Here is a 3,578-nt window from a genome sequence, read left to right as displayed (position 1 = left end):
TCATTGACAAGTGTGTCCCAGATTTCCAGTTTTTCAATAAGATTATCTGAGTAACCGAGTGCTTTTAGAAGTCCTTTATCTCTTTTCATAATTGAATTCGTTTGCGTTGGTGGCATTGTGCACAACGCTTGTGTATATGCAGTTTAAATTTACCCGTAAAAATAATTCAATCAAATTTAAATTGCATATACATATTGTTGGTAGCTGTTGCGCGCCTACTCAATCTCCCTGTTGGTACCATCTGTATTCTTTTCCGTCCCAGTAAATTAGTCCGCTTGATGATTCTAGCTTTTGGATGAGGATAGCTTCCCCAATAAGTTTTGGTGGTTTCAAGTTGGTCACTCCTTGCTCAACGGTCCTTTCGTCCGATACTTCCCAACCGTCCATCCATGAGTAGTCGTCCCCGTGTCCGTTTGGAATGGCTTTACCTGCCCCAGCTAGAAAATATTTCTTTGTCACGGGGTGATAAATTAGAATTCCCTTTTTGTCAGTAGTTGATTCAATAACCGCGAGTGCATAGTCTATTTTCTTGTCCCCGTCAAAGTCACCTCGTAGGTAAAATGGATTTAAGTCTTGGTCGACTTTGTAGCTAGTCCGAATTTTCTCTTGGTTGTAGAAGTCGTAAAGGTCGTCTGGAAGGTTTGAGTCGAACACGAATTGAAGTCGGTCTTCTTTTTCTTTTTGTTCATTTGTCTGTCCCCAACACGTGATTGTCGCAATGGTCAAAATTAAAATTGTCGTCCGTGTTTTCATTTGAAGTCTACTTTGTCCGCGCGCAATTGCTACCAACGCTGAGCTACATGGCGTGCCGCTTTTCGAAGCCCGTATGATTCCAACGTTAAGTAACGAAGTTAGTAGTTTGTGTGTAATTGGCAAACTGTCCCGCGGCATGACATGTAGCTATTGTTGTGCATAGGGCGTTTGGGTCAACCGTTAAAATTTAACCAGATATTTTCTTAGTCAAATTTATCAATTGAGTTAACTTGTCAGAAAGAAAAATACATTATAGTTGTTATAATTATTATTAATTCCAATAAATAAATGAGGATTTTGAACCATCGTGGTAAATTTTTCCATTCATTCATAATCCTTATCTTATCTTTTTATTCCGTTCTCCAATGATTTAATTTTCATAGATTGTCCAATGTATCCAAGTAGGAAACCTAAAGTCAAAAGTAGATTTATATCAATATAATCTTGTCCAAAATTAAAAATCGTCATGATGGCATAAATAAGTATAACTATTACTCCAGTCGCATGTATAATTCGGTCAATTTTCATAAGTCATTAGTTTGTGGTCATTGAATTTATTTATCGTCTACTCTTATCGCAGCCTTATGCACAACGCTCGTGTATGTGCAGTTTAAATTTTCCTTTAAAAATAATTAATCAAATTTAAATTGCACATACACATTGTTGTAGGCCGTTGTTCATTCACCGCTCTTGTTAAAATAGTCTATTACAATTTTGTCGTCCGCTACAATGTGATCAGTAATATGAAACACGTCTTTGATCCATTCATGTTTTAGTCCTTCGTTTCTATTCAAAATCTGTCCTAGAAATGTCACATGACTCCAAGGTGATTCTTCCGCGTCAACAAGTCCAACTTGATAATTTGAATCATTGGTCCAAATCTTAAACGGAAAGGCCAGCCTGTCCTTTGGTTCTGTACCGTCTCCCCATTCGCCCAGTCCTACTAGTCCATATACTACTTTGGGAGAATGGCCTCTCGTGAAATTGATGTAGTAAACTGCAAATGCGTTGTCGTCCTGGTGTACAAACCGTGTCAGTCGAACAATCTCCTGTCCGCAGCAATCGCATTTGTCAATTTTAGGTTCTTCAAATTCTATCTCAATCATTACTCTACTCTTTCCTGAACAATGGCCTACAACGCTCGGCTACAGCCAGTGGCGGTTTTGAAATACATTTCTGTCCACCGTAACCAAACGCAGAAGCGAAGATAAATATTTTCTATAACACTTTCGCCCGCCATTGGCTGTAGCTATTGTTGGCAGCTGTAGCTATTTAATCAACTCTTCCATTATTTCAATCGGTCTAAAAAAATCTCTTCGTTTTTGTCTGTCGTGTAAAATCTTTGTCCTAACTAAGTAGCCGTTTAAAAGTCCTGTCACATAGACCTCGTCCCAATTCTCTATTCCGTCTTGAAAGTTATTGTATTTCAAATTCTCCACATGATGATTAATTGTCCCAAGTATCTTTTTGTCGTTGTTCGATTTAGTTAATTTGATGTCAATAAGATTTCTTCTCAGTTTTATCTCTTGTCCTTCGTTTAGTTTTATGTCGTGGTCAAGTTGTTTAATGAGTCGTTCTCTGAAAACTTGTCCAAAGTCCTTTGTGTCCTTTTTTTTAATGTTGGTCATTAAAACTGAGTAGCAAGTCCGATTGTTCATAAAAATCAAACACTTTTTTCTGTCAATCGTGAATAGATGTCCATTCCAGTCGCCAAAAATAGAATGGTCGGTCGGCTGGATTGTCGGGGCAATTTGTCCCAGAAATGTCTCTAATTTTTTCGAACAGTAAATGGTCATTTGTCAAACGGCTATTGCTGCCAACGCTTGGCTATGAAGCGTTACTTTTATCCTTTAAAAATAATTAATCAAAAGTAATGCTTTATAGCCGTTGTTGGGTGCCGTAAATTTTAAAACTCGATTATGTAACTAGTCCGATTCGGTGTCTTATCCAAAGAGCTTTTCCAAGTGTCTCCAATCAAAAGCCCTTTATCGTCATATTGATAAGTCGTCTTAGAAGAAACCCCGTTACTTGATTTCTCTCGCAACTCTATCAATTTCCCGGTATCGTCATAGGTATATGTCAACGTGATAATAGTGTTAAAATAGAAATGTCTGGATTTGTTTTCGATCAGTTGTCCTTTGTCGTTATACTTGTATGTGATCTTTTCCTCTTTTCCGATTGATTCAGTCGTGGTTTCCTCTTCTGCTAATTGGTTTCCTGAGTACTTATAAACTGTCACGCTGTTTCCCATTGTCCCTGACACTTTGATTGCCTTTACTTTATGACCTATTTCATCGTATTCGTATGTCCAGGTTAAGTCAATTTCATCAGGATTGAATGACTCCTCTTTAACAAGTTGATTTTTTGTGTTGTAAGTATATTTTGAGATCCTGTGAATTTTTCCTCCTGTGTTAAAAGTCCTTTCTTCGGTCAAAAGAAAATTGTCATTGTATATGAACTCTTTCCTTGTTTTAATTTCACCGTCCTCTTTGTCGTTAATTTTTACAATGTCTCCTTTGTCGTTATAAATGTCAATTGACTTTACAATGTCGTCTCCGTCAATTGTCGTTATTGATTTGATTTTGAATTTTACGATTTCCTCTTTGGTGATCTCTTGTCCATAGAGAAACGTTGTCAGAAAAATTGTCCCAAGAGTTAGTCCTAATAGTTTGCACATTCTTTCTAAAAATTTATGGCACCCAACCTTTAGATTCAAACCATGATTTGAAGTAAAGGTATTAATCGTTAAATTTTATAAACAAAAGCAGCCGGAGCACTATGCCGCCAACCAAGTTGTGAGGCTTATCCAGCGATTCAGTCCGACT

4 protein-coding genes are annotated in these 3,578 nt (G+C 37.3%); all 4 read right to left on the bottom strand.

The features are described from left to right. Positions 1 to 219: 219 nt before the first annotated feature. Positions 220 to 753, bottom strand: a complete 534-nt coding sequence (locus SanaruYs_RS19910) for a fibroblast growth factor (RefSeq protein ID WP_127124377.1) — start codon at positions 751 to 753, stop codon at positions 220 to 222. 677 nt (positions 754 to 1,430) lie between these two features. Beyond that, positions 1,431 to 1,859 (bottom strand): hypothetical protein, encoded by a 429-nt coding sequence (locus tag SanaruYs_RS19905; protein ID WP_127124376.1) that lies wholly within the window; start codon positions 1,857 to 1,859, stop codon positions 1,431 to 1,433. Between the two features lie 162 nt (positions 1,860 to 2,021). Then, complete coding sequence (locus tag SanaruYs_RS19900) at positions 2,022 to 2,549, bottom strand: DUF6933 domain-containing protein (RefSeq protein WP_441548097.1); 528 nt, start codon at positions 2,547 to 2,549, stop codon at positions 2,022 to 2,024. 110 nt (positions 2,550 to 2,659) lie between these two features. Next, a complete protein-coding gene (locus SanaruYs_RS19895; protein ID WP_127124374.1) occupies positions 2,660 to 3,430 on the bottom strand; it encodes a hypothetical protein in 771 nt (256 codons plus the stop codon). Positions 3,431 to 3,578 lie beyond the last annotated feature (148 nt).

The organism is Chryseotalea sanaruensis (genome assembly GCF_003990915.1).
Lineage (GTDB): Bacteria > Bacteroidota > Bacteroidia > Cytophagales > Cyclobacteriaceae > Chryseotalea > Chryseotalea sanaruensis.
Note: the sequence above shows the minus strand (reverse complement) of the source record. Positions and strands in the feature narration are given on the sequence as shown.